Genomic DNA, 18,435 nt, shown 5'->3' on the forward strand with positions numbered 1-18,435 from the left:
ATCACCGCAAATATAGCCCCCCATTCATGTCCAGCGTGGCCCCCACGAAGAACCCACCGCGATCCGAAGCCAGCAGTGCGGTCGCCGCCGCAATCTCGCCCACCTCCATGAAGCGGCCGACCGGCACCTCGCCCTCGACCTGTGCGATCTGTTCCGCCGACAGTCGCGCCTTGGCCGTGTCGATCGGTCCCGGCGCGATGGCGTTCACGGTCACGCCGGTCCCGGCCAGATAGCGGGCGAAATATTTGGTCAGCATGATCGCCCCGGCCTTGGACGCGGCATAATGGGGGGAGGCCACCGTCCCGCCATTCTGCCCGGCGAGCGACGTGATATTGACGATCCGGCCATAGCCATTCTCGCGCATATGGTCGGAAAATATCTGGCAGCTCAGGAATACGCTGCGCATGTTGATCTGCACGATCGCGTCGAACTCTTCGGGGCTGATGTCCTGCGTCGGCGTGCGCTTGGCGAAGCCGGCATTGTTCACCACGATGTCGACCTTGCCCCACAGGCCCGCCATCTGATCCCGCGCAACGAGGAAATGCGCCTTCTCCCGCACGTCCAGCGTCAAGGCGATCGCCGTCTCGCCCGACGGATCGAGCGAGGCCGCGACCGCCTGCGCCACAGCGCTGTCCACATCGCTGACGGCCACGCGACCGCCCCCGGCATGGATTTCGCGCGCCACCGCCTCGCCCACACCACGGCCGCCGCCGGTCACCAGCGCGGTGCGGCCTGCAAAGGAAAAGCTGCCATTGGCAGGCAGCGTGAAATGATCGCTCATGATATCGTCCTGCAGTGAAATGGCGGGGAAGGCCGCACCCTCCCCGCCCATGCCGTTCGTCAGCGGCGGATCGACAGCGTCAGGCCATAGGTCCGCGGCGTGTTGGTAAAGATCTTCCAATAAGTCGTGCCATTGCCCGGTACGGCCAGGAAGGCGGTGATGTCGTCCGCATTCACGATCTGATAATTGTTGGTCAGGTTCTTGCCCCACAGGCCGATCTGGAAACGGCCATCGGCTGTTTCATAATTCAGGCGGGCATTGAGTGTCCGCCCCCGTGTGTCGCGATGCAGATTGTCATAGAGCCGCAGCGTATTGGCGTCGTCGGTCGAAATGCGGGTGGAGAAGTTGAAATCCGCCTGCGGCGTCAACGTCGCGCCATTGCCCAGCCGCCCGGTATAGGCCGCGCCGACGGTGAAGCTGTCACGCGGCGCGAACTTGGCCGGATTGCCCGAATAATCGAGGTTCACCAGCGGATCGCGCAGGTCGGTATATCTGCCCACCAGATGCGTATAATTGGCGGTCAGACGCAGGTCTTCGACCGGGCGAATGACGGATTCGACCTCCATGCCCTTCATCTTGAGCGTGCCATTATAGGTATGGGCAATACCGCCCGCGCCAGAGAAATTCTGGAGATTCTTGGTCGTCTGGTGGAACAGCGCGACGTTCAGATCCAGTTTATTGTCGAACAGGCGGGACTTCGCACCGATTTCATAATTTTCGGCATTTTCCGGCTCCAGCGGGATGGTCGGGTCGCGATAGGCATTGTCGACGAAGCCGCCCGATTTGAAGCCCTTGGCATAGGTCGCATACATGTTGATCTGTTCGGTCGGCTCGAACTTGATCGTGAAGCGCGGCGTGAAGGCATCCCAGGTGCGGCCGCCCGATGCGCGCACTTCACCAGGAAAACCGAAACCGGGAATGGCCCCTGCATCCGTGGTCGAAAACGCACGATAATCGATCTTCTTGCGATCCGACGTATAGCGACCGCCCGCGACCACAGCCAGATTGTCGGTGATTTCGAATGTCGCTTCGCCGAACACGGCCAGGCTGCGGACATTGCCGTCCTGAACGCGCGTGATGTTGGTGACGTCGGGATTGCGGCGGATGCTGCCGGGCACGGCCGATCCGGGCAGCGGGCTGTAGAAGAAGATGTTCGTCGTCGAAACATCGGCCGACAGGAAATAGGCACCCACGACATAGGAGAAACGGCCCGGTGCCGATGCGAAGCGCACTTCCTGCGTAAAGCTGCGGTTCTTGACCACCTGGCGGCGGTCGAACACCGGCACGACCGTCCCCACCGGCACGTCGTCGTTGATCGCGCGGCTGTCGTTCATGCGATAGCCGGTGATCGACGTCAGCGTACCGCCGAGCAGGTCGAGGTCGCCGCGCAGATAGCCCCCGCGCAACCGCTGGCGATAGGGTGACGATACGAAGTCGTTATTGGTCCATTCGTCGTCGGTATAGGCACCAAACGTATCGGGTATGACCTGATTACCGCCAATGCCGAGCTGGATCGCGCCGCCATTGCCTTTGGTATAGCTATAATCGCCCGACAAGACGACCTGCAGCGTATCGGTCGGCTGGAACAGCAGCTTGCCGCGCGCCGAATAGCTGTCATATTTGCCATAACGCCCCGGCTGATTGGGCGTGTCGATCAGACCATCGCTATGTTCAGTGCTGAACGCGAAGCGGCCCGCGATCTTGTCCTCGACCAGCGCGCCGTTCAACATCCCTTCGGTCCGCACGAAGCCGCCATTGCCGCCGCTGATCTGGGCGAAATAATCATCGTTGAATTCAGGATTGTTGGTGACCACCGCAATCGCGCCGCCCACCACATTACGTCCGAACAATGTCCCCTGGGGGCCGCGCAGCACTTCGACGCGGTTGGTGTCGTAGAAATTGGCGTTCAGGTCATTGTTGAACACATAATAGACGTCGTCCATGAAATAGGCGACCGGCGTGTCCAGCGTGGCGGTGCGGAATGTCGACACATTGCCACGGATTGCGACGATCGACAGCGACTTGTCGGCGGTGTTGATGGTGATGCCCGGCATCTGCTGCGTCAGCGCGGCGGGGCTGTAGACCTGCGCCTCGCGTAGCAATTCGCCGCCGAACGCCGCAATGGAAAAAGGCACTTCGCGCACCGTCGATTCGCGCCGTTCGGCGGTGACGACGATGTCTTCGGGGAAGATCGCCTGCTGGGGCGCTGCGTCCTGCGGCACTGGCTGATCGGCCTGCGCAAAGGCCGAAACGCTCGTCATGGCAGCGATGATCGCGCCCATGGCGCAGGATGTTTTGAAGCTGAAAGGCATTCCCGGACTCTCCCTTGACAACACGGCTTGATGCCGTCTGCCAACCGTGAAGCAGCAAAAACAAAAGAGGTGCAATAGTATCATCCCGGTTATTGAATGGTCCGACCACATTCCGATTGGGGCGGGGCGTGGAGTGGCTCTAGTCAGGGATCAGGGAATGGCGCTGGCTTCGATTCACGCGGCGCTGCCAATGACAAGCAAGGAAGAGGCTGAAAAACTCATGCAGTCCACAGATAGCGCCGACATGACCAGGGTAGGACCGGGCACGGTCATGGGCACGATGATGCGCCAATATTGGCTGCCCGCCTGCCTGTCGTCCGAAGTTGCCGCCGATGGCGATCCGTTGCGCCTGATGATCCTGTGCGAAAAGCTGATCGCCTTTCGCGACAGCTCAGGCCGCGTAGGCATCATGGACCATCGCTGCCCACATCGCTGCGCGTCGCTGTTCATCGGCCGCAACGAAGAAAACGGCATACGCTGCGTTTATCATGGCTGGAAGTTCGACGTCGACGGCAAGTGCGTCGACATGCCGTCCGTCCCCGCCCGCATGGACTTCAAGGACAAGGTCCATGCCAAAGCGTATAAGACGCACGAAGCCAACGGCCTGATCTGGGTCTATATGGGCGAAAACCAGTCCGCCCCGCCGCCCTTGCCGGAAATCGAAGCGACGATGCACCCGGACGCCGAAATCTGGTGCCTGCAGCGCGACTGCAACTGGCTTCAGGCGCTGGAGGGTGACATCGACACCAGCCATGTCGGCTTCCTGCATGTCGGCTCGATTGAGGCAGACGATCTGGATGAGGATCATCCGATGCGCCCGACCGTCCTCAACCGCGCGCCCGATTATGAAGTCGCGCAGGCCGACTGGGGCGTCATGTATGGTGGCTATCGCCCGAATGATGATGGCCAGATGAGCTGGCGCGTCGCCCACTATATGTTCCCCTTCTGGACGCAGACGCCCAACAATCGCTTCGCCACCCGCGCCATTGCCCGCGCCTGGGTGCCGATGGACGACGAACATTCGATGCTGTTCGACATCACCTGCGGCGTGGACGCGGGCAACCCGGCCTATACCTCGACGCTCAAGGACGGCACGCCCTTGTTCGCGCCGCTGGAATATGCGCCGACGACCACCGACTGGTTTGGCCGCTGGCGCTCGCCCGATAGCGAGAAGAATGACTGGGCGATCGACCGTGAATCCCAGCGCAACGGCACCCAGTTCACCGGCATCCCCAACATCACGATGCAGGATCAGGCGGTGACCGAAAGCATGGGACCGATCACCGACCACAGCTTTGAAAATCTGGCGCCGACCGACCAGATGATCGCCCGCGTGCGCCGCCGCGTGCTGCTGGCCGCCCGTGCGCTCGCCAACAAGGGCACGCTGCCGCCGGGCATCGAAGACCCCAGCATCTTCTATCGCGCGCGCGCAGGCTCCTTCCTGCACGACCCCAGCGACACGCTTGCCAACGCCTATGAATCGGCACTGGCCAAGGCGGTACGCTGGCCCGACAAGGTCGAAGCGGCTGAGTGACACATATATAAGGGCCGGGGCGATCCATGCCCCGGTGCCTCAGACAAGGATGACAGAGGTGACGACACGCATTGCGGTTTGTCCGGTTCGCCGATCCATGGCGCCCCGGCCCTGCCAAGAGACGCATCGTACCGGACGGAGAGGGTGATGCGCGCACGATTGAAGAATATCCGCTGGGAAGCCGAAGGCATCAACAGCTACATCCTCGAACCGGTCGATGGCGGGCTGATGCCGCCCTTCGATCCCGGCGCACATATCGACGTGCAGCTTTCCCCCGGCTTGGCGCGCAGCTATTCGTTGGTCAATGATCCCGCCATTCGCGGCTATTATGAAATCGCCGTCCATCATGCGATCGACGGTCGCGGCGGATCGCGCCACATCCATGAAAAATGGCAGGTCGGCCAGATCCTCGACATCTCGGAACCGAAAAACAATTTTCCGATGGTGGAGGATGCCAGCCACACCGTGATGATCGGTGGCGGGATCGGCATTACGCCGATGTTGCCCATGATCGCGCGTCTCGAAAAACTTGGGCGTAGCTGGGAACTCCATTATGTCGCCGCCTCGCCTGAGCGCGCCGCCTATGTCGATCGCCTGTCTGATTATGACCAGGTGGAAATCGCCTATGACGGCATTCCCGGCGGCCGCCGCCTGGACCTCAAGGCCATCTGCGCGGCTGCGCCTGCCGACGCGCATCTCTATTGCTGCGGTCCGGGCGGGATGCTCGATGCTTTCGTGGCGATCAATTGCGACCGGCCCAAGGGCCACGCCCATATCGAATATTTCTCGGCCGAAACCGAAATGGCGACCGAGGGCGGCTACACGCTGGAACTGGCCAGGAGCGGCAAGACCATCGCGGTGGAAGAAGGCGAAACGATGCTCGACGCGCTGCTCAGCGCCGGTGTCAATGTCGGCTTTGCTTGTTCGGAAGGAATTTGCGGCACCTGCGAGGTCAAGGTGCTGGACGGCATTCCCGACCATCGCGACCATTTCCTGTCGGATGACGACAAAGCCGCCAACAGGTCGATCATGGTCTGCTGTTCGGGGTCGAAAAGTGCCAACCTCGTCCTCGACATCTGATTGCGATATTCCGGTTTTTCAATTGCCTGTCGATAAATGAATAGAGCGGCCACACATGGCCCAGGATAAGGAGAAGGTGTTGGCGGTCGTCCCAATGAAAGGCAGCAGTAAGGGGATGCTGGATGACATACCCATGTCGTCCTACCAGATCTGGTCCGTGCTAATGATCGCCGCGACCGTCATTCTCGACGGCCTCGACAATCAGATGCTTGGCCTAGCCGCGCCCTCCTTGCTCCAGGAATGGGGCATCGACCGCACGGCATTGGGGTCCGTGTTTGCGCTGGGCTTTGTCGGCATGGCCATCGGCACGCTGACGTCGGGCTGGGTCGGCGACCGTTTCGGACGGCGCGGCGCGCTCATCATCGGCGTCGCCATCTTCGGCGTTGCGACCCTGCTTACCGGCTTTTCCACGGCATTGTGGCAAGTCGCTTCGCTCAAGACGCTGGCGGGCGTGGGCCTTGGCGGCGTCCCCGGCACCGCCAGCGCCATGATCGCCGAATTCACCCCCGTCCGCTGGCGCAGCGTCGCCGTCACCTTCGGCGTGGTGTGCGTGTCGATCGGCGGGATATTGGGCGGGGTCGCGGCCGCGCTGATCCTGCCGGGCCTTGGTTGGCGCTGGCTCTTCTATCTCGGCGGCAGCGTGACGATGATCTTCGTCGCATGGCTCTGTTTCATCCTGCCCGAATCCCCGCGCTATCTGGCGGAACGGCCCGATCGCGCCGCTGAACTCGACCGCATCTTGCGCCGCATCGGGCACCCTGATCCCGCCTCTGTCGCCCACATCCCGCTCGCCGCCGGGGAAGCACCCCGCTACGAACCGATGCGCAACCTGTTCGGCACGGCCCTGTTGCGCGATACGCTGGCGCTGTCGGTGGCGATGTTCTCCGGCATGTTCATGATCTATCTCATGTTCAACTGGGCGCCGACCATGCTCACCAGCGCGGGCTTCGGCCTCCAGACCGCCAGCCTTGGCCTTACCAGTTTCAACATCGGCGGCACCATCGGCGCGATGATCGCGTCGCTGGCCATCATCCGCTTCGGATCGCGCCCGGTGCTGATCCTGATGGCGATCGTCGGGGCGGCCGTCTGCGCCACGCTCGCCCTGCTCCCCATCAGCGGCGCGCGGAACGAAGGCGCTGTCCTTGCCTGCCTCGGCGCGCTCGGCCTGTTCGCCAGTGCAGCCCAGTCGGCCATGTTCGCGGTGGGCGCACACGCTTTCCCCACCGGCCTGCGCGCCCGTGGCCTGGGCCTGATGGGCGCGGCGGGCCGGGTCGGCGCGATCGTCAGCGCGGTGGCGGGCGCGCTCCTCATCGACTGGGGCAATCTCGGCTTCTTCGGCGCGCTCGCCGCCCTGATGCTGGTCAACGCCTTGGGCTTCATCGCCGTGCGGGGCCATGTGCCCGCCATCGCCCGCAAGGATGCACAGATATGAGCGACAGCTTCGACTATATCGTGATCGGCTCCGGCTCGGCGGGCAGCCTGATGGCCAATCGCCTGTCCGCCGACCCGGCCAACCGCGTCACTCTGATCGAAGCCGGGCCATCCGACAAACAATGGCCGGTGAACCTCAAGACCGCGATGCCGGTCGGCAATATCTTCCTGCTGCCGCACGCAAAATATAACTGGAAACAGGCGCTGACCGGCAACGCCGCCGTCAACGACCGTACGATCAACTTTCCGCGCGGCAAGCTGTTCGGGGGATGCAGCGCCATCAACGGTGGCGTCTACATTCGCGGGCAACGGGCGGACTATGACGCCTGGGCCGATGCGGGCAATGATGGCTGGGCCTATGACGATGTCCTGCCCGCGTTCAAGGCGGTCGAAAATTACGCCGGTCCCGATACGCCCTGGCACGGCAAGGGCGGCGAACTGGACGTGCAGAAGCCCAAAAGCTGGAACCCCGTCAGCGCCGCAATCGTCGACGCGGCAGAACAAGCCGGGCATCGCCGCAATGATGATTTTGCCAGCGATCGGCAGGACGGCTTTGGCCGTTACGACCTCAACCAACGCAACGGCACCCGCCTGTCGAGCGCCCGCGCCTTCCTCCACCCCGCACTGGATCGCGCCAACCTGACCGTCATGGCGGACACCATGGTCCGCCGCATCCTGTTCGACCGGGGTCGCGCGGTGGGGCTGGAAATAGAGACGAACGGCGCGCGCAGCACCATCGCGGCGCGGCGGGAGATCATCCTGTGCGCGGGTGCGACCAATTCGCCGCAACTGCTGATGCTGTCAGGCATCGGGCCGCAGCATCATCTGCGCGAGATGGGCATCGACCTGGTCCACCATTTGCCCGGCGTCGGCGCGCATTTGCAGGACCATCCCACCGTCCATGTCGCGATGGAGAACCCGTCGGCGGAATCCTATGCCGTATCGGCCAAGGTTCTGCCCCGCATCCTGGCCAGCCCGTTCAAATATCTGCTGAAACGCGAAGGAATGCTGGCGTCCAATGTCGCGGAGGCCGGCGGTTTCCTTTGCACCGACGGAACGGGTCGCCCGGATATTCAGATCACCTTCCTCGCCGGGCTGAAGCTCGACGCCCGTTCGGTCCCCCGCCGCCACGGCTATATGGGGCTCATTCAGTTGCTGCGTCCCAAAAGCAGCGGGTCGGTTCGCTTGGCCAGCAACCGGCCGGAGGACAAGCCGGTCATCGATCCCAATTTCTTTGCCGATCCCTATGACATGCAGACGCTGATCGCCGGGTTTCGCGCCTGCCGCCATATCTTCGCCCAGCCCGCGCTCGCCGCCATGACTGGTGCGGAAATCGAGCCGGGCGCTCAGCATCAAAGCGACGCCGAGATCGACGCCGCCCTGCGCAAGATCGTCAACACTGCCTATCACCCCACCGGCACCTGTAAAATGGGGCCGGACAGCGACCCGATGGCCGTCGTGGACAATCGCCTGCGCGTGCGCGGCGTATCGGGCCTGCGCATCGTCGATGCATCGGTCATGCCCGAAATCATCAGCGGCAACACCTCCGCCCCCACCATGATGATCGCCCAGCGCGCGGCACAGTTCATCCTGCAAGACGCCGTCACATCCAACATCGCCGCCTGAAAGAGCCCTTCATGACCCAGCTTATCATCCCCTCCCGCCCCGCTCTGCTCGACACGCCGCATCAGGACATGCTGATCGGCGGCCAGCGCGTCCCTGCATTGTCGGGGCAGCGGTTCGAGACCCGCAATCCCGCCACTGGCGATCTGTTGGCTACCGTTGCGCAGGGCGGGGCGGAGGATGTCGACCGCGCGGTCAAATCGGCCCGCGCCGCGTTCGAGGGGCCATGGCGGCGCATGAAGCCGGTGGAGCGCCAGCGCATCATGCTGCGCCTCGCCGATCTGGTGGAACAGCATTTCGAGGAACTGGCGATGCTCGACACGCTGGACCTTGGCGCACCCTATAGCCGCACAATCATGGGCAAGGCGCGCGCCGGTGCGCTGCTGCGCTATTATGCGGGGCAGGCAACGCTGATCGCGGGCGATACGATCGACAATAGCGCGATGGGCGACGTCCTCTCCCACACGCTCAAGGAACCGATCGGCGTGGTCGCAGCAATCAACCCATGGAACGGCCCGATCGGCATGTCGGTGTGGAAGGCGGGGCCGGTACTCGCCACCGGCTGCACCCTCGTCATGAAGCCCGCTGAACAGACGCCCCTTTCCGCGCTGCGCTTTGGCGAACTATGCCTGGAAGCGGGCGTACCGGACGGCGTCATCAACATCCTCACTGGCCTTGGCGATGCAGGCGCGGCGCTCTCCAGCCACCCGGACGTCGACAAGATCGCCTTCACCGGCTCCACCGGCGTCGGTGAAAAAATCCTGCACGCCGCCGCCGGAACGATGAAGCGCGTAACGGTGGAACTGGGCGGCAAGTCGCCCAACATCGTCTTTGCCGACGCTGATCTCGACAAGGCCGTCCCTGCCGCCGCCATGGCCGTGTTCGCCAATGCCGGGCAGATTTGCAGCGCGGGCACGCGCCTGTTCGTGCAAAGCACAATCCACGACGAATTCATGGAGCGCCTGGCCGCCTTCACAAAGACGATCAAGGTCGGCGACCCGCTGGACCCGACCACCCAGATGGGGCCGGTCGTATCCTTGGCCCAAATGGACAAGATCCTCGGCTTCATCGCCAGCGCCAACACGCAAGGCGCCCGCCCGCTGACCGGCGGCAACCGCATGAGCGGCGCGGGCTATGATGCGGGCTATTTTATCGAACCCACCATCTTCACCCATGTCGCCGACGACATGACGATCGCGCGTGAAGAGATTTTCGGCCCGGTTCTGTCCGCCTTTACGTTTGACACGATCGAGGAGGTGCTGACCCGCGCCAACGCCACCGAATTTGGCTTGGGCAGCGGCGTGTGGACCCGCGACCTTGGCACCGCGCACCGCATGGCGCGCGGCATCCGCGCCGGGTCCGTCTGGGTCAATTGCTACCAGATGCTCGACCCCGCCGTCCCCTTCGGCGGCTATCGCATGAGCGGCTTCGGCCGCGAGTCCGGCCCGCACCATATCGAGGATTATTTGGAAACGAAGGCGGTCTGGATCAACCTGGACTGAGGCGCGTATCCTGCAGCAGAACAACAGCAATGGCGTGCATCTGGAGGAGGAGATGATCCTCCAGATGCAAAGGCTGGCAACTGGCCGCACCGACGAAGCGCTTAACGCCCGCTTCGGCATCAGCTACAATACATGGCGCAAATTGCTCGCCGGACAGCCGATCCGCCCTTCGCTTGCTGATCGTCTGAAGGGCCGCATCGCCGCGCTTGAGGCCGGCAACCCGCGATAGCCTCACACCCAGCCCGATTCTCGCAAGTCAGGCGGCGCGCCCGCCACCCGCTCGCCCTTGGCCGCCTCGCCCAGCATTTCCAGAAAGCGCCGCTGCGTCGCGGTCGGGCGCCAGCTGCGCCGCGTCGTGATCCCCACCACGCGCTTGCTGCCTTCCAGCGGCGGACCGACCTGCGTCAGCAGCCCGCTGCGAATCTGCAACGCCACCTGATCGGGCGACAGCAGGGTCAGAAAATCCCCCTCCGTCAACAACCGCCCGATGATCATCACCGACCCGCACTCGACCGGCGTCGCTGGCACCTTGCCCGCCCCAAACAGCTTTTCCCACTGTTCGCGCAACGGAGAGTTGGCGGGCGCGACGATCCAGGGATAGCTGGCCAGTTGCTCCATCGTCGGCCTGGGCACCTTGGCCAGCGGATGCTGGCTCCCCGCCGCGATCACCAACCGATCCTCCGACAAGGGCAACTGATACAGGTCGGCAATCTCGAACGGCCGCAGCGCGCCGACCACCATGTCGATCACCCCGTCGCGCAGCGGCTCTACCAGTTCGCGCCAACTGCCTTCCAGCACCTTGAACGCCGCGCGCGGATCGCTCCGCGCCATCCGCGCCATGGCGGCGGGAACCAGATAGGGCCGCGCCAATGGCAGCGCGCCGAACGCGATCAGCTCGCTCCCGCTCCCGCTATCGCGCCCGATGTCCGCCAGCGCCGCGACGATCTCCGCCACCGCCAGCCGCGTGCCCCGCGCCAGCCGCTTGCCCGCCGGATTGAGCCACACCGCCCGCCCCCGCCGCTCGACCAGCTTGCCACCGATCATCTGCTCCAGGTCGCCGACCGCGCGATGCACTGCCGTTTGCGACAGAGTGCTGCCATGCGCCGCCGCCGCGAAACTCCCCGCCTCCGCCAGCGCCAGAAAGGCGCGCAACTGCGTCATCGTCATTAGCCGCTCAGGATAATGGAACACGCCCGACAAGCCCTTGGCCGCCTGCGACAGATGATCGAGCGCCGCGCGCGCCCGCTCGATCACGATCTCGCCCATCGGCGTGGGGACCATGCCGCCCGACCGCCGCTCGAAAAAGGTATAGCCGAATTGCCGCTCCAGCTTGGCCAGCCCCTGCGTCAGCGCTGGTTGCGACAGGCTGACCACATCGGCGGCGGCAGTGATGCTGCCATGTTCGCGGATCGCCAGCAGCGCGCGCAGGTGGCGCAGATTAAGGTCGAACGGATCGGTCGCCATGCCGCTTACTCTTGTTACCCTGCGCCCGCGCGCTGCGTCGTCGGCGGGCGACCGCAGCCTTATCGGACAACTGCCCCAAAGGACAGCGGCCCCTTGCCGCATCAGGCAGAAAATGTAATGGACTGACCATTACCACAATGGTAGGACCATTAGCGAGAGGCGCGCACGGCCGCGCCACGGATTCGGATAAGAAGGAGGCACAAGATGGACTTTGAACTGCCCGACGACATCAAGGAATTTTGCGACGTCACCCGCGCCATCGTGCGCGACCTGCTACCATATGAAGCGGAATTTCAGGCCACCGGCAAAGTCCCGCCGATCGTGCGGCAAACGCTGGTCGACAATGGCTATTTCGGCCTGTCCTTGCCGGAAGAATATGGCGGCCTTGGCCTTGGCGCGCTCGCGCAGGCGGCCGTGCAGATCGAACTCGCCCGCCTTCCCCCGCAATTCTGGACCGAATTGCGCCCGCTAATGGGTCCGGGCGCGCGCAACATCGTCTATCATGCCTCGGAAGCGCAAAAGCAGCAGTTGATCCCCGGCATGGTGTCGGGCGAAATTGGCATCGCCTTTGCCCTGACCGAACCCAATAGCGGGTCCGATCCGGGGTCGATGCGCACCACCGCGACCCGCAACGCCGATGGCTGGGTCATCAACGGCTCCAAAACCTATATTTCCAATGGCAAGAACGCCAAATATGTGATCGTCTATGCCTATACCGACAAGGCAGCGGGGCCGCGCGGCGGCATTTCCGCCTTCCTGATGCCCGCCGACACGCCCGGCTTTGCCGTCACCGGCACGATCGAACTGATGGGCACCGCAACGCCCGGCGTCTATGAACTGAGCTTCGACGAATGCCAGTTACCGCCCGAAGCCCTGATCGGCGAAGAAGGCCGCGGCTTCCATTATGCGCTCGAAGGCTTGAACGAGGGCCGCATGAATGTCGGCGCGACCGCCGTCGGCATGGGCGAATATGCGCTGGAACTGGCGATCGAGGAATCGAAGCAGCGCCCCGCCTTTGGCGGCGTCATCTCGGACTTCCAGGCGATCCGCCACTACATCGCCACTATGGCGACGGACATGCGCGCCGCGCGCCTGATCCTGCTCGACGCCTGCTGGCGCTACGACCAGGGTGAGAAAAAGCGTGAGCTGGCGTCCATGGCCAAGCTGTTCGCCACCGAAGCCGGCAGCCGCACCGTCGACACGGCAGTCCAGATTTTCGGCGGCTCAGGCTATTGCCGGGGCTTCGCGGTAGAGCGCCTGTATCGCGACATCCGCATCACGCGGATTTACGAAGGATCTTCGGAGATTCAGAAGAACACGATCGCACGGGAATTGTTGCGGTAAGGAGGATGTGGGCGGGAGGCGTTGATGCCCCTTCCGCCTGATGTCTCGTTTGCGCCAAAAGCAGACCTGCCAGCGTTCACGGGTGAACCTGGGCCATAAGCAGCGATGGTCACCAGCCAATCTCCGACAGCGAGCGAATCTCGCGCGATGCTGTGTTTACGGCCCGCAGTGCAGCAATTCCTCCTTCGGGATACCAGGGCGATAAGGATTTGTCTTATTCGCCTAACCAATCGGCTGTGATCTCGCCCTTATGCCCTTCCGGGGCCAGCGCGACGCGCAGGGCTTCCAGCAGAGGCGGCAGCGCCTGTGTGAAGGCGTAGGGCGGGTTGACGATGTACAGGCCCGCGCCGTTATAGATGCCGGGTTGCTCACCATCATACAACCAATGCTCCACCCCCAGCAATTTCGGGATGCCGAGCTTGCGTAATTGCTGTTTCCACCGTGAATGCGTGGCGCGGTCTTTCAGCGGATACCAGATCACCGTCACGCCGTGCGCCCATTTGCGGTGAGCGGCGGCGAGGGTGGCGGTGATGCGCGCGCGTTCGTCCGTCTGCTCGTACGGCGGATCGACCACCACCACGCCACGCGCGGTGCGGGGCGGCAGCATCGCCAGCCACAGCTCATAGGCGTCGCGCTCATGCACGGCAGCGGATGTATCGCGCATCACGCCGCGCAGGGCATAGGCGTCTGCGGGATGTTTTTCGTTCAGGACCAGAAAATCCTGCGGGCGCAGAAGCTGCGCCAGAATCCGTGGTGAGCCGGGATAGAGGTGCGGCTCGGCCCCGACATTCACCGCCTGTACGGCGGCGCGATAGTCGTTCAGCAAAGGGTTCGAGTCGGCAAAGACCCGCTGCACGCCATTTATGGACTCGCCGGTACGTTGCGCCTCCTCCCCCTCAAGATCGTACAGGCCGCATCCGGCGTGGGTGTCGATCAGGGTCAGCGCGCCCGGTTTTTGCTGCAATGCCCGCACGAGGGCGATCAGCAGGCAGTGCTTCACGACGTCGGCGCTATTGCCGGCATGGAAAGAATGGCGATAATTCATTCCGACTCAAAAATCCTGACGATCTATATACATGCTGCCGGGCGCTGTTGCCGAACGCGAAGCGGTTTGAAATACCCCATCCGGTGCTAGTATAAAGTTGGGCGAAAACCTTCAACGGCCTTCTATCATTGGGCATCAAGCCCGGTGTTAGAGCCTGTCCTACACCTCCAACCCCATGCCATATTGCCCGTCGCTCTTTCCCACCGTTCGTCCGTCCGTCCGCACAGGTGCGCGCGGCCACTTCGCAAAAATTCTCCTATTGCGAAGTCCGCGCCACCCTTCCGCGCCCGCGCAAATGCGTGGCCTGCAATGGTGTGAACTTCGCAGGCTTTGCAGTGGCGCGTGTCAGACCAGGTCGCCGCTGGCCCGCAGTGCCGCCACCGCCTCAGCGGTCACGCCCAGTCCGGCCAGCACGGCAGCGCCATCCTCACCCAGCCGCGCCACATGGTCCCGCGCCTCGACCCGCGACCCGCTCATGCGGAAGGGCGGGTTGGGCACTTTGAACACACCCGCATCGTCATGCACCTGCGCAAAGGCGCCGCGCGCCGCCAGTTGCGAGTCGTCCAGCAACTCGGCTATCTCGCGATAGCGGGCGCATGGCACGCCATGGCGCGACAGGATCGCCTCGGCCTCCTCCGCGCTGCGCTCCATCGTCCATTCCTCGGTCAGCGCCAGCAGCGTCGCCCAATTGGCATTGCGATCCGCATTGGTCAGGAAGCGCGGATCGTCGCGCCATTCGGGATGGCCGACCGCGTCCGACAATTGCTCGAAATTGCGCGGACTGGTCGGCGCGACCATGATGAAGCCGTCGCCGGTCTTGAGCGGCGTATAAAGCGGCCGCCGCGCATCGCCCGGAAACTGCGCTTCCTGCGTTTCGAACACCAGCATGCCCACCATCGCTTCCAGCATCGACAGGTCGATATGCTGCCCCTGCCCGGTCCGCTCCCGCTGATAGAGAGCGGCCTGGATCGCGCCGAACGCATGGGTGCCGCCCAGCACGTCGGCGATGAAGATGCCGCTGGTCGCGGGCCGATCCGCCCCGTCCTGATAGCGCAGGTTGACCATGTCGAACCCGCTGGCCGCATGGATGACCGGCGCATAGGCCGGGAACAGCGCCTTCGGCCCGGTCTGGCCATAGCCGGAGATCGAGCAATAGATGAGCCGCGGATTGATCGCCGCCAGCGCCGCGAAGTCGAGGCCGAAGCGCGCCATGACGCCGGGCCGGAAATTCTCCACCAGCACGTCGCAGTTGGCGACGAGCTGCTTCATGAGCGCGATGATCTCTGGCGATTTGAGGTTGCAGGCAATCGACTGCTTGCCCGCATTCAGATTGCCGAAATAGGCGCTATGGCCGTCCCGTTTGGGCGGCCGTGCACGGACCTGGTCGCCCTCCAGCGATTCCACCTTGATGACCTCCGCACCAAGGTCGGCGAGCATCCGCGTAGCGAACGGCCCGGCCATGACGCTGGTGAAATCCAGCACCCGCACGCCGTCCAGCGCGCCTGCCATCTGTGTCTTGCCATCATCCGCCATGCCGCACCCACCTATGGATCCATATATTCAATGGTCCTACCTATTGCATAGCAAAGATGGTGCGGTCAATCAGCCCTTGGCGGCGGTCTTGCTGTTCTTGCGGACATGGCGATGCACCCGCTCCAGATGCTTGCGCATTTCGGCGACGGCTGCTTCCTCATCCTTCGCCCGCAAATGCCGCACCAGCTTGAACCGGGATTCGATCAACGACTGCTGCAAAGTTTCATAGTCCGGCCCCCGCACAAATTCGTGCAGGATCGCCGACAGCGAATCCACGAAGATGCCAAAGATGCGGTTCTTGGTCGCACGGGCCAGCACCGCATAATATTCCACCGCACAGGCATAGCGCGCCTCCACGCTGGTTTCACGCTTGGTCCGCTCGGCAATCGCCTCCAATTCGGCCAGGTCGGTTTCCGTGGCGCGCGCGCACGCCAGCCGGACGATGATATCCTGCAACGCCAGCCGCGCCTCGGTCAGTTCGCCCAGAGAAATATCACCCAGATGGACATAATCCTGCATAGCCTGCACGATCCGGTCCGGCTCGGCCGTTTGCACGAACGCCCCGCCCTTCGCGCCCTTCACATTGCGGATGATCCCCGCGACTTCCAGACTGCGCAGCGCCTCGCGCAACGCGCTGCGGCTGACCTGAAATTCGACCGCCAATTCCCGTTCGGCGGGCAGTTTGTCCCCCGCCTTGAGCGTGCCTGCCGCCAATTGCTCGCGGATCTGCTCACAGATCACTTCGAACGCGCGCCGCGTCTTGATAGGGGCGAAACTGGGTTTGGGGGACGGGGACGATGCCATAGAGTGCGCTCCGATAGGAATGCGGAAAACTATAGCCGACGCCCAGAAAGGCGCAATGGCCGGACCGAACGGGATTGACAGACGCTTATCATGCTTTAATGGTCGGACCATTCAAAAGATGGAGCAAGCCATGAAGATCCTTGTGCCCGTGAAGCGGGTCATTGATTATAATGTGAAGCCGCGCGTGAAGGCGGACGGCACGGGCGTCGATCTGGCGAACGTCAAGATGAGCATGAACCCGTTCGACGAGATCGCGGTCGAGGAAGCCATCCGCCTGAAGGAAAAGGGCGTGGCGACCGAAGTGATCGCCGTGTCCATCGGCGTTGCCAAGGCGCAGGAAACGCTGCGCACGTCGCTCGCCATGGGCGCTGACCGGGCGATCCTGATCCAGACCGATGAAGAGGTCGAACCGCTGGCCGTCGCGAAACTGCTCGCCAAGGTCCAGGAAGAGGAAGGCGCTGGCCTGATCATCCTGGGCAAGCAGGCGATCGACGATGACAGCAACCAGACCGGCCAGATGCTGGCAGCGCTGCTGAACCTGCCGCAGGGCACGTTCGCGTCGAAGGTCGAGGTCGAAGGCGACAGCGTGTCGGTGACGCGCGAAGTCGATGGCGGGCTGGAGACGGTGAAGCTGTCGACCCCGGCGATTATCACCACCGACCTGCGCTTGAACGAGCCGCGCTATGCGTCGCTGCCCAACATCATGAAGGCCAAGTCCAAGCCGCTCGCGCAGAAAACGCCTGCCGATTATGGCGTGGATATTGGCGCACGGTTGGAGACGCTGAAGGTGGTCGAACCGCCCAAGCGCACCGCTGGCGTCAAGGTCGCCGATGTCGATGAACTGGTTGCCAAGCTCAAGGCCATGGGAGTTGCCGCATGAAGACGCTTGTATGGGTTGAACATGAGGGCGGCGCGGTCAAGGACGCGACGCTTTCCGCCATCACCGCTGCTGCGAAGCTGGGCGAAGTCCATCTGCTCGTCGCTGGCGAAGGCGTCGATGGCGTTGCCGCCGCCGCTGCGCAGATTGCGGGCGTGGGCAAGGTGCATGTTGCTGACGATGCCGCCTATGGCCATGCGCTTGCCGAGAATATCGCGCCGCTGGTTGTCGAACTGATGGGGCATCATGACGCCTTCATCGCGCCTGCCACCAGCAACGGCAAGAATATCGCGCCGCGCGTCGCGGCTCTGCTCGACGTGATGCAGATCAGCGATATCCTGTCGGTCGAGAGCGAAGACACGTTCACGCGGCCGATCTATGCGGGCAATGCGATTGCTACGGTCAAGAGCAAGGATGCCAAGAAGGTCATCACCGTTCGCGGTACGGCGTTCGAGAAGGCGGCTCGCGAAGGTGGTTCGGGTACGGTGGAAGCGGTGGCTTCGACCGGGGACAAGGGGCTGTCGTCCTTTGTCGGGGCGGAGATCGCCAAGCTGGAACGGCCGGAACTGACCAGCGCCAAGATCATCGTGTCGGGTGGCCGGGCGCTCAAGGATGGGCCGACGTTCGAGGAAGTCATCTATCCGCTCGCCGATAAGCTAGGCGCTGCGGTCGGGGCCAGCCGGGCCGCGGTCGATGCGGGCTATGTGCCCAACGACTATCAGGTCGGGCAGACCGGCAAGATCGTTGCGCCGGAAGTCTATGTTGCCGTGGGTATTTCCGGGGCGATCCAGCATTTGGCGGGGATGAAGGACAGCAAGACCATCATCGCCATCAACAAGGATGAGGATGCACCGATCTTCCAGGTGGCGGACATCGGCCTCGTGGGTGATCTGTTCAAGATCGTGCCGGAATTGACCGATAAGCTGTAAGCGCGACGCCATCGCATAGGAAAGGGCGCGGGATAAAGATGCCGCGTCCTTTTTACGTCTGTCGTCGGCTGCATTGTCGTAAAGAAGATGATCTGTCGCGCGACGATGAGCGCCGGGCATTCACTGCTACCTCGCTCCATTCATGGTCCGTTCCCTTGTGCCTGGACTTGCGGTAA

At 63.2% G+C, this 18,435-nt stretch carries 15 protein-coding genes; 9 read left to right on the forward strand and 6 right to left on the reverse strand.

Annotation, left to right across the window (positions count from 1 at the left end; genetic code table 11):
* Nucleotide 1: 1 nt before the first annotated feature.
* Entirely contained in the window at nucleotides 2–781 is a 780-nt protein-coding gene (locus ACZ2HM_RS10205; RefSeq protein ID WP_052027803.1) for an SDR family NAD(P)-dependent oxidoreductase, read from the reverse strand.
* 59 nt (nucleotides 782–840) lie between these two features.
* The gene (locus tag ACZ2HM_RS10210; protein WP_069066038.1) at nucleotides 841–3,093 is read right to left on the reverse strand and encodes a TonB-dependent receptor; all 2,253 of its coding nucleotides are present in this window, start codon (nucleotides 3,091–3,093) and stop codon (nucleotides 841–843) included.
* 220 nt (nucleotides 3,094–3,313) lie between these two features.
* Between ACZ2HM_RS10210 and ACZ2HM_RS10215 the strand changes: the two genes are divergently transcribed.
* The 6 genes from ACZ2HM_RS10215 to ACZ2HM_RS10240 all read left to right on the forward strand — a co-directional run bounded on the left by ACZ2HM_RS10215 (nucleotide 3,314) and on the right by ACZ2HM_RS10240 (nucleotide 10,492).
* The gene (locus tag ACZ2HM_RS10215; RefSeq protein WP_037479160.1) at nucleotides 3,314–4,627 is read left to right on the forward strand and encodes a Rieske 2Fe-2S domain-containing protein; all 1,314 of its coding nucleotides are present in this window, start codon (nucleotides 3,314–3,316) and stop codon (nucleotides 4,625–4,627) included.
* Between the two features lie 147 nt (nucleotides 4,628–4,774).
* Nucleotides 4,775–5,707, forward strand: coding sequence for a PDR/VanB family oxidoreductase (locus tag ACZ2HM_RS10220; RefSeq protein ID WP_069066037.1), 933 nt, complete (start codon nucleotides 4,775–4,777; stop codon nucleotides 5,705–5,707).
* A 94-nt stretch (nucleotides 5,708–5,801) separates the two neighbouring features.
* On the forward strand, nucleotides 5,802–7,139 hold the full coding sequence (locus ACZ2HM_RS10225) for an MFS transporter (protein WP_470425151.1): 1,338 nt from the start codon (nucleotides 5,802–5,804) through the stop codon (nucleotides 7,137–7,139).
* A complete protein-coding gene (locus tag ACZ2HM_RS10230) occupies nucleotides 7,136–8,764 on the forward strand; it encodes a GMC family oxidoreductase (RefSeq protein WP_470425152.1) in 1,629 nt (542 codons plus the stop codon). The genes ACZ2HM_RS10225 and ACZ2HM_RS10230 overlap by 4 nt, the downstream gene beginning before the upstream one ends.
* An 11-nt stretch (nucleotides 8,765–8,775) precedes the next feature.
* On the forward strand, nucleotides 8,776–10,263 hold the full coding sequence (locus ACZ2HM_RS10235; RefSeq protein WP_470425153.1) for an aldehyde dehydrogenase family protein: 1,488 nt from the start codon (nucleotides 8,776–8,778) through the stop codon (nucleotides 10,261–10,263).
* 52 nt (nucleotides 10,264–10,315) lie between these two features.
* Nucleotides 10,316–10,492 carry a hypothetical protein gene (locus tag ACZ2HM_RS10240; protein WP_193378881.1) on the forward strand — a complete coding sequence of 59 codons (177 nt, stop codon included), beginning with the start codon at nucleotides 10,316–10,318 and terminating at the stop codon, nucleotides 10,490–10,492.
* Nucleotides 10,493–10,494: 2 nt separating this feature from the next.
* Here ACZ2HM_RS10240 and ACZ2HM_RS10245 read toward each other — a convergent pair whose 3' ends face one another.
* Nucleotides 10,495–11,727 carry a LysR family transcriptional regulator gene (locus ACZ2HM_RS10245; protein WP_470425154.1) on the reverse strand — a complete coding sequence of 411 codons (1,233 nt, stop codon included), beginning with the start codon at nucleotides 11,725–11,727 and terminating at the stop codon, nucleotides 10,495–10,497.
* 204 nt (nucleotides 11,728–11,931) lie between these two features.
* On the opposite strand from ACZ2HM_RS10245, the gene ACZ2HM_RS10250 reads away from it, so the two are divergent.
* Complete coding sequence (locus ACZ2HM_RS10250; protein ID WP_470425155.1) at nucleotides 11,932–13,071, forward strand: acyl-CoA dehydrogenase family protein; 1,140 nt, start codon at nucleotides 11,932–11,934, stop codon at nucleotides 13,069–13,071.
* A 214-nt stretch (nucleotides 13,072–13,285) separates the two neighbouring features.
* Here ACZ2HM_RS10250 and ACZ2HM_RS10255 read toward each other — a convergent pair whose 3' ends face one another.
* From ACZ2HM_RS10255 to ACZ2HM_RS10265, 3 genes are all read right to left on the reverse strand, one after another.
* Nucleotides 13,286–14,116: a 23S rRNA (adenine(2030)-N(6))-methyltransferase RlmJ gene (locus ACZ2HM_RS10255; protein WP_470425156.1), complete on the reverse strand. Its 831-nt coding sequence runs from the start codon at nucleotides 14,114–14,116 to the stop codon at nucleotides 13,286–13,288.
* A 345-nt stretch (nucleotides 14,117–14,461) separates the two neighbouring features.
* On the reverse strand, nucleotides 14,462–15,649 hold the full coding sequence (locus tag ACZ2HM_RS10260; RefSeq protein WP_470425157.1) for a CaiB/BaiF CoA transferase family protein: 1,188 nt from the start codon (nucleotides 15,647–15,649) through the stop codon (nucleotides 14,462–14,464).
* A 69-nt stretch (nucleotides 15,650–15,718) separates the two neighbouring features.
* Nucleotides 15,719–16,453 carry a FadR/GntR family transcriptional regulator gene (locus ACZ2HM_RS10265; RefSeq protein WP_470425158.1) on the reverse strand — a complete coding sequence of 245 codons (735 nt, stop codon included), beginning with the start codon at nucleotides 16,451–16,453 and terminating at the stop codon, nucleotides 15,719–15,721.
* A 130-nt stretch (nucleotides 16,454–16,583) separates the two neighbouring features.
* Here ACZ2HM_RS10265 and ACZ2HM_RS10270 point away from each other — a divergent pair, with 130 nt between their 5' ends.
* Both ACZ2HM_RS10270 and ACZ2HM_RS10275 read left to right on the forward strand, forming a co-directional pair.
* Nucleotides 16,584–17,333, forward strand: a complete 750-nt coding sequence (locus tag ACZ2HM_RS10270) for an electron transfer flavoprotein subunit beta/FixA family protein (protein ID WP_069064938.1) — start codon at nucleotides 16,584–16,586, stop codon at nucleotides 17,331–17,333.
* A complete protein-coding gene (locus tag ACZ2HM_RS10275; protein ID WP_037475700.1) occupies nucleotides 17,330–18,259 on the forward strand; it encodes an electron transfer flavoprotein subunit alpha/FixB family protein in 930 nt (309 codons plus the stop codon). The genes ACZ2HM_RS10270 and ACZ2HM_RS10275 overlap by 4 nt, the downstream gene beginning before the upstream one ends.
* Nucleotides 18,260–18,435 lie beyond the last annotated feature (176 nt).

The sequence above is a fragment of the Sphingobium sp. KKT206 genome, assembly GCF_055640555.1.

What these genes read in the sequence shown, in the direction of transcription:
- ACZ2HM_RS10205 (WP_052027803.1), bottom strand. Translation starts at nt 781, where the DNA reads ATGAGCGATCATTTCACGCTGCCTGCCAATGGCAGCTTTTCCTTTGCA.
- ACZ2HM_RS10210 (WP_069066038.1), bottom strand. Translation starts at nt 3,093, where the DNA reads ATGCCTTTCAGCTTCAAAACATCCTGCGCCATGGGCGCGATCATCGCT.
- ACZ2HM_RS10215 (WP_037479160.1), top strand. Translation starts at nt 3,314, where the DNA reads ATGCAGTCCACAGATAGCGCCGACATGACCAGGGTAGGACCGGGCACG.
- ACZ2HM_RS10220 (WP_069066037.1), top strand. Translation starts at nt 4,775, where the DNA reads ATGCGCGCACGATTGAAGAATATCCGCTGGGAAGCCGAAGGCATCAAC.
- ACZ2HM_RS10225 (WP_470425151.1), top strand. Translation starts at nt 5,802, where the DNA reads ATGAAAGGCAGCAGTAAGGGGATGCTGGATGACATACCCATGTCGTCC.
- ACZ2HM_RS10230 (WP_470425152.1), top strand. Translation starts at nt 7,136, where the DNA reads ATGAGCGACAGCTTCGACTATATCGTGATCGGCTCCGGCTCGGCGGGC.
- ACZ2HM_RS10235 (WP_470425153.1), top strand. Translation starts at nt 8,776, where the DNA reads ATGACCCAGCTTATCATCCCCTCCCGCCCCGCTCTGCTCGACACGCCG.
- ACZ2HM_RS10240 (WP_193378881.1), top strand. Translation starts at nt 10,316, where the DNA reads ATGATCCTCCAGATGCAAAGGCTGGCAACTGGCCGCACCGACGAAGCG.
- ACZ2HM_RS10245 (WP_470425154.1), bottom strand. Translation starts at nt 11,727, where the DNA reads ATGGCGACCGATCCGTTCGACCTTAATCTGCGCCACCTGCGCGCGCTG.
- ACZ2HM_RS10250 (WP_470425155.1), top strand. Translation starts at nt 11,932, where the DNA reads ATGGACTTTGAACTGCCCGACGACATCAAGGAATTTTGCGACGTCACC.
- ACZ2HM_RS10255 (WP_470425156.1), bottom strand. Translation starts at nt 14,116, where the DNA reads ATGAATTATCGCCATTCTTTCCATGCCGGCAATAGCGCCGACGTCGTG.
- ACZ2HM_RS10260 (WP_470425157.1), bottom strand. Translation starts at nt 15,649, where the DNA reads ATGGCGGATGATGGCAAGACACAGATGGCAGGCGCGCTGGACGGCGTG.
- ACZ2HM_RS10265 (WP_470425158.1), bottom strand. Translation starts at nt 16,453, where the DNA reads ATGGCATCGTCCCCGTCCCCCAAACCCAGTTTCGCCCCTATCAAGACG.
- ACZ2HM_RS10270 (WP_069064938.1), top strand. Translation starts at nt 16,584, where the DNA reads ATGAAGATCCTTGTGCCCGTGAAGCGGGTCATTGATTATAATGTGAAG.
- ACZ2HM_RS10275 (WP_037475700.1), top strand. Translation starts at nt 17,330, where the DNA reads ATGAAGACGCTTGTATGGGTTGAACATGAGGGCGGCGCGGTCAAGGAC.